Here is a 7,407-nt window from a genome sequence, read left to right as displayed (position 1 = left end):
TTTCTGATTCGTCCACTGATTTTTTCAAGATAATGGTAAATGGGAATCGTTTGTAAATCGCCGCCTTCCCTTGTTTCAACAGCTTTCTCGCAACTGCTTCGTGACAAGGAACAAGCGGACACTTATTTGTGTCTAACACAAAAACCATAGGGTCCTCCCCTTTCCTCTGCTTACGCAGGTCATATTCTCCTCGACCATGTTATAGATGCTTGTTATGTGCAAGACACTAGCGCCACCCATCACGCTTGTTTAATCTTGCACGACAGAGGAACGGGCTGGAGAAGCACCCGAACGTGTCATGACATCTATAACGTAGGCTCTGTTTCAAGCCTTGGTCTGGTCAACATGGGGCTTACAAGCCCACGACTTTAGTCGTTGGGTTGTTGACACTCATACTTACGGACACACGCACAATGACAACAAAATGAGAACATCTTAAGAAATATTCGTGATAATTTGCAACGTTAGAAGAAAGCGTGTTAAACGGCAAACGAACATCATATTGGCACCCACTCATTGTAAAACAAAAAACTGCCGTCTCCAAAAAGGTCGATGACAGTCTCCCCTACTCCAACAACCGCTCCACTTCTTCTTCCGAAAGGTCCGTGACGTTCGCAATGTCTTTTACACTCATCCCTTTTTTCGCCATCGTTTGTACAAGACGCTTCATTCCTTGCTTTATTCCTTGCTTCACCCCTTCTTCTCTTCCTTTTTCTAACGCCTTTTGTTCATAAGAAATAATCAATTCCATCACTTGTTCTTTTTCTTTCGTCTCCATTTCATTCACCTCGCTTCGCAGTCTTCGTTCTTCTTCATCTGATAGTTTCACATATGTTTCAAAAAAGCCAAACAACAACCGTTGTTTCGCTTCGTCTAATTCCATTCGGACAAGCATGCGTAAAAATTGTTTTTTCAATTCTACCCGTTCACTTTCAGTATACCCCATTTTACTTAGTAGTGCAGCGGCGATCGGGTTGTCTTGGCGGATGTAGTTGCGGACAACAGTGCCTGGCACCGTTCGCTAAAAAGTGGCTCAATTTTAGATTATCAAATACATGGATATTTGCCGAACCATTTCGACTCAATATGGGCTATATACACAACATTTATACTCGTTTCGTTCTATATGTAGTTCTATATGTATAAGAAATAGAAGGCACCTTTGAGATACTTCACTCTCAAAGATGCCTTAACACCGAAGAAAAACAGAATATATTGAAACGTTAGCAACAACCCCAACGGCTAACTAAATATCACAAACAGCGCTTTTGCTACGCCCCCACAATATCTTCTGAATTTCTGTTAATCTCATCGATAATACTAATAATCTTCCGCGCGTCATCCATGTTGTCTTTAAAGAGTTCAACAATGCTGCCGACGGTTTTAAACGGTTCTTCCTGCAGCACCCGCTTGTCCATGACTCCATTTTTCACAAAGTAATCGACGATCAATTTGACAAAACGGCTCTGTTGGATGTTCAACCGTTCGCTTGATAAAAATTCGGAAAACGCTTCGTTGGCGGCCTGTGGGTCAAGGCCGACGATTTGGCGGACGAGTTTTGTAATCGGTGTGTCTCCGAATTCTCTTTTATAATCTTCCTGTGTGCCAAGCTCATTCCAAAGAATATGCTCCAACGTTTTTAAGTCTTGGACTGTTAGCTTTTTATTATTTCGCAACTTGTAAATGGCCATCTGGTCGCGGTGTTCGTGCAGATAATGTTCAACCTTTTTCCGATAATTTTTCAGATCATTGACATTAAACATCGGACCATTTTCTTTGACTTCTAAAACTTGGTCTTTAAAGTTCGTATAGTAAATTTTTTGCGTTTCTTTTTCAAGGAATTTCACTAAATCACGCAACGCTTCGCGAACGGCTTCCAATTCGAAAATATCGGCTTCGCTCCAAAATTCTTCCGTCTGTACTTTTTCAATAATGTACTTTTGTTCCATCACTTGAGGAATGGAACCGAGCTTAGATAACGCCTCTGCGGTGCGAATCACACTCCGAATTGGCTTTGTGGCATTTTTCGTTTGCAGCTTCGCCAATTCGATCGTGTACATGAGTAAATCAAAACGTTTCGCAAATTCATCATCGTTTAGCGGAACAATCAGCGGCGAAATATGTTCTTTAATTTCATTAACATCCATCGCCGTTAAGGAATCCCATTTAGTCCGGTTTTTGAACTTGTGTACGTATTGAATATGTTGGCGTACGCGGAAGTTTTCTTCGTTTAACTTATTGATTTCCGCTAGCACCTCGTCAATCAATTCATTGCGATAGGCAATATACTCTTCTTCTTGGTATTGTAAATGCTGCAGTTCTTTAATGATTTCAATTTTGGCGTTAAACAAACGCTCTGTTAAGCTTTCCACCGCTTTTCCTTCGATTCCCTTTGGATTCTCGCGGAAAAACTCGAAGTTGCCGCAATAGTCAAAAATAAGGAAATGCGTTTTATCTTGTCCAACTCCGAATAATTCTTTGCATAAACGGGTTCCGCGCCCGATCATTTGCCAAAACTTTGATTTGGAGCGTACTTTCTTGAAGAACACAAGGTTGACGACTTCCGGAATATCGACTCCCGTATCGAGCATATCGACCGATACCGCAATTTGCGGCAATTTGTTACGGTCGGAAAAATCATCGATTAATGTTTGGTAGTAGTTCACGCTGTAATCAATGACTCGTGCAAAGCCGCCCTTGTATTCAGGGAACAATTGATCAAAGCGCTCCACGATTCGTTCCGCATGACGATGATTTTTCGCAAAAATAATCGTTTTGCCGAGTTTGTCTCCGCCTTCGACGCGAATCCCTTTTTCCATTAAATCTCTCAGTACCGTATCAATCGTATCGTCATTAAACAGCCATTCGTTTAACGCGGCACTGTCAATGTCCTCGCCCACTTCCTCATCAAATGTTTCTTCATATCGTTCTTTTTCTTCATCCGGTAACTCATCGTAATGAATGCCCTCTTCAAGAAATTTGAGCTTTGTTTCAATGGTACGATAATCGACTAAATAGCCATCTTGAACGGCTTGATCTAACTCATAGGCATAGGTCGGCACACCGTTTTCCAGATCAAATACTTCATACGTATTGCGGTCAATTTCATCTTTTGGTGTGGCGGTAAGCCCAAGCAATATCGCGTCAAAATAGTCAAAAATTGCTCGGTACTTCTTGTAAATACTGCGATGGGATTCATCGACGATAATTAAATCAAAATGCCCGACGGTAAAGAGACGTTTGCCGTCTTTTCGCTTCGCTTCGTCAATCGCGTTCATCATTGTCGGGTACGTCGAAAACACCATCCGGCTTTCCTCTGGATTGTCTTTATTATCGAGCAAATTGCAAAGCGTCAAGTTCGGAAGCAAATGGCTAAAGCTATTTTTCGCTTGCGTTACAAGCGTTTTGCGATCCGCTAAAAACAAAATATTTTTTACCCAATTGTGGCGAGTAAGAACATCGACAATCGAAATCGCTGTCCGAGTTTTGCCGCTCCCCGTTGCCATGATAAGCAACGCTTTGCGTCGTTTGTTCCCGAGCGCGTCACATACGGCTAAAACCGCTTCTTTTTGGTAATAGCGATTCGTTATGTTGTCATTGATTTGCACATTTTTTAGCGGCTTCTTCATCGTCCGACGATCAATAAGCAAGCTTAATTCTTCCTTATTGTAAAAGCCGGAAACTCTCCGCGCCGGATAGTTAAGGTCGTCCCACATATACGTTTCAAAACCGTTTGTGTAGAAAATAATCGGTCGTTGGCCGTGCATTTTTTCAATACAGTCGGCATATAGCTTGGCTTGTTGCTTTCCTTTGCTTGGATCAGCGGTTGTCCGTTTCGCTTCGATGATCGCAAGCGGCTTCCCGTTATCGCCAAAAAGGACGTAATCGACATAGCCGACTCCTTCCTGATTCGGCATGCCAACGACAGGGTATTCCACAATAACGTCCTTTTTAAATTCCCAACCCGCCAGCTTCAAATCTAAATCAATATATTTCTTTCTTGTTTCCCATTCGCTCAGTTCATCGACTTGGAAGTGGTACTCTTTTGTATTCGCTTCCCGTTTGGCGGTGAGAAGAGCGCGGAGCTGTTCATTTTCTTTCATCATTTCCTCAAGACGCTTGTCTTTGGAGCTTAACCGTTCGTATAAATCTTTTAATTCTTCCGGACGCTCGCGCTTTTCCTCTCCGATTGGCAGCAATGATTCGTCAAAATCCGTAGCCGTATATTCATCGGAATAACAATAATCAATCCAAGACACAAACTGATGCAGATTATGCAGGGAAAGAATCGCTTCTTCCCTCGTAATCATCGAGTTCGTATGAACCGCGACATTCCCCAGTTTGACAATGTAACGCAACAACGGCAACAAGTCTTCATCAATAATGGACAAAAAGACGTTGTCATGAATCAAACTGGAAAGATTATCTTGATACGGAACTTTCAAAGCGCTGTCAAAACTGTACACCCACTTAACGGCAAGCTCCAGCGCACGGCGCGTCAAAATCGCGCACGTCGCCGGACTCACGACTAAACTTTTCTCTGCCTCTAAACACGCATTCGTAAAACTCTCATAATGAGGTTTTCCTATTAAAAAATGAAAGTTGGATAACAACAAATCCCCCTCCCCTGATCAAACCGATATGAATTTCCTTTACATGCATTAATCGTTGAATAATTCTCCCTTAAATGCCCGTTGCATGAGGGAGTTGAAGTTTTTTTCTAACTCGACTAATTCTTTTTTAAAAAGTTCTCTTTGAGATTCTATTTTTTGTACAATCTCAGCGAATTGATCTTGGAGTTGTTTTGGAGGTATATATATTTTTATTGATTTTAGTTCCTCAGCATTGATATTTGCCATCCCTACGATATTTTTAGCCATTGAAAATAAAATACTTTTTCCGTACTTCGAGTTTAAGTACGCAGATATAAACTCGGCATTGGCTTTTTCATTTGGAATTAACTTCACTAAATATCCTGCAAAGGCCATTGGTTTTTCGAAGCGATACACAGCTGTTTTTCCTACTAGTTCTTTACTATTTGTTCTATTAAATAAAAGCTCTCCTTTATGAACCAGATATTTTTCAACTTCCTTATCATCTAAATCAACGTATTTAAGATCTGTGAGATCCCAATGTCCTTCATACGTAATATTGTTCATTCTCAATATAGGATATTTCCCTGTATCCTCGCTTGCTTTTTTGCTTGTACCATATTGTGTTTTTAGAGCTAAATCCTTTATAAAACCCATTGGCCATTTCTTAGGATTAGTAGCTGGATCCCCAAACATCTCCAAAAACACACTTTGCGTTAACTGGTCTAACGCTTCAATTTGGGCTTTTCGTTTATCGATGAGTTCTTGGGCTTTGTCAAGAACATAAACTATACGATTTTGAGTCTCTAAAGACGGTAGATATATTAATTGTTGTTTTAATTCTTTAGGATCTACTCCCTCTTGTGCAGAACGTTTTGATCTTGATTGTATAAATTTTTGAATTTTACTTGTATTCAAATAATAGTATAAAAATCTCTTTTGTAGCCTTTTTTCATCAGGAATACACTTAATTAATGCAACATTATATGCACCACTAAGCCCTGTTAAAATTTTACCAATTGAGGCACCGTATCTCGCAATTAAAACATCATCTTCTTGGCAAATTTTATTTTTTTTATCAATAGGAATAAAAGTTAAATAATCATCTGATTCGAAATCCCGAATTTGAATAAATCGTATATATCCCGGTTTTTTCTCATGTATATGCTCACTTTTTGGTGGCTGGCTTCCTCCTTGGAAATCACATACTTCACCAAGTTTTACAAATTGGTTACTCATTTTAGCATATCCTCCAGTTCTCTTAAACCATCAACAATCTGTTCTTCTATCTCTCTAATTCTTTTTAGTATGATACTAGGCGCTTCATACTGTACCTCTTCATACTCAATCTCTTTATACTTGTTAATCGAAAGGTCATAGTCGTTTTCACGAATTTCTTCCACCGGCACAAAGAACGATTGCTCCGTCCGTTTCCGATCTTTTTCCGCCTCACGGTTATGGAAGCGCGCAATGATATCTGGAATGTCGTTGTCTTCAATCGGGGTGCGCTTGTCGTCCAATGAATAGCCGTCCGCTTTCATATCATAAAACCATACTTGATCCGTGCCGCCGACGCCTGTTTTTGTAAAAATCATAATCGCCGTCGAAACGCCGGCGTATGGTTTAAACACACCGCTTGGCATCGAAATAATCGCTTCTAATTTATGATTTTCCACAATTTCTTTGCGGATGTCTTTATGCGCTTTCGAGCTGCCGAACAATACCCCGTCCGGCACAATGCACGCGCAGCGCCCGCCTGTTTTTAAGATGCGCAAAAACAGCGCCAGAAACAAAAGCTCGGTCTTCTTGGTTTTGACCACTTTCAGCAAGTCGCCCGCCACCGCTTCGTAGTCGAGCGAGCCTTTAAACGGCGGATTGGCAAGGACAAGGGTATATTTATCTTTGTCTTTGTTTTGCTCAGACAACGAATCGCGATATTCGATATTTGGATTTTCAATGCCATGGAGCATCATGTTCATCGCACCGATGCGCAACATCGTGCGGTCCATGTCAAAACCGTAGAACATATGGTTATTAAAATGTTCTTTTAAACTTTGCACTAAAAATAAGTCGCTGCGATGTTTGCGCAAATATTCTCCTGCAGCGACTAAAAACCCCGCGGAACCGGCGGCTGGGTCGACAATAATATCTTCCGGTGTAGGTTTGACTAACTCTACCATCATGTCGATGATATGACGAGGTGTACGGAATTGACCATTTGTTCCTGCCGTCGCGATTTTTGATAGTAGATACTCATATAAATCCCCTTTTGTATCGCGGTCTTTCATTGGAATATTATCGATACCATCCACAATTTTTGTGAGCATTTGCGGCGTAGGAATCATAAAAATCGCATCACTCATATATTTGGCGTAGGCAGAATCTTTATTGTCATGAAGATTTTTAATAAATGGGAATACTTCATTAGAAACGATTTCGTACATTTGAGTAGCTTCTAAGTTTTTAAACTTACTCCAGCGCAAGTGCTGCTTATCTTCAGGAAAGATTCGTTCAAAATCAATACCTAACAGAGCAGCCTCTTGTTCATTTTTCGTTTCCACTTCATCAAGACCTTTAATAAACAAAAGGTATGTAAACTGCTCAATAACCGTCAGCGGGTTCGTAATACCGCCTGTCCAAAATGTTTCCCATATTTTATCGACTTTGCTCTTTAGTTCCCCTGTAATCATATAGCTGCCCCCTTATCATTTCTTTTATTGTAAAAATTTTTAAAGACACACCCTAAGTTTTTTCCGATTTTAAGATGTCCTCGACGAAAAAGCTTGCCACCCCTGCTGTTTTTGGTACGATTGAG

4 protein-coding genes and 1 pseudogene are annotated in these 7,407 nt (G+C 40.7%); all 5 read right to left on the bottom strand.

Annotated elements, in window-relative coordinates:
* Positions 1-148: RRXRR domain-containing protein (locus BM213_RS09570; RefSeq protein WP_208601901.1), on the bottom strand; the 148-nt coding region annotated here is incomplete at its 3' end.
* 417 nt (positions 149-565) lie between these two features.
* Positions 566-997: pseudogene (locus BM213_RS09565) on the bottom strand (RpnC/YadD family protein); the annotation flags it as partial.
* A gap of 274 nt (positions 998-1,271) precedes the next feature.
* Positions 1,272-4,613: a DEAD/DEAH box helicase family protein gene (locus BM213_RS09560; RefSeq protein ID WP_091703466.1), complete on the bottom strand. Its 3,342-nt coding sequence runs from the start codon at positions 4,611-4,613 to the stop codon at positions 1,272-1,274.
* A 48-nt stretch (positions 4,614-4,661) separates the two neighbouring features.
* Positions 4,662-5,831, bottom strand: a complete 1,170-nt coding sequence (locus BM213_RS09555; RefSeq protein WP_091703463.1) for a restriction endonuclease subunit S — start codon at positions 5,829-5,831, stop codon at positions 4,662-4,664.
* Positions 5,828-7,282 (bottom strand): type I restriction-modification system subunit M, encoded by a 1,455-nt coding sequence (locus BM213_RS09550; protein ID WP_091703460.1) that lies wholly within the window; start codon positions 7,280-7,282, stop codon positions 5,828-5,830. Before BM213_RS09550 ends, BM213_RS09555 begins: the two co-directional genes overlap by 4 nt.
* Positions 7,283-7,407 lie beyond the last annotated feature (125 nt).

It is taken from the genome of Anoxybacillus pushchinoensis, assembly GCF_900111795.1.
GTDB lineage: Bacteria > Bacillota > Bacilli > Bacillales > Anoxybacillaceae > Anoxybacillus > Anoxybacillus pushchinoensis.
This window is presented reverse-complemented; position numbering and strand designations above follow the sequence as displayed.

Coding starts and splice junctions, on each gene's coding strand:
- BM213_RS09550 (WP_091703460.1), bottom strand. CDS start 7,282: ATGATTACAGGGGAACTAAAGAGCAAAGTCGATAAAATATGGGAAACA.
- BM213_RS09555 (WP_091703463.1), bottom strand. CDS start 5,831: ATGAGTAACCAATTTGTAAAACTTGGTGAAGTATGTGATTTCCAAGGA.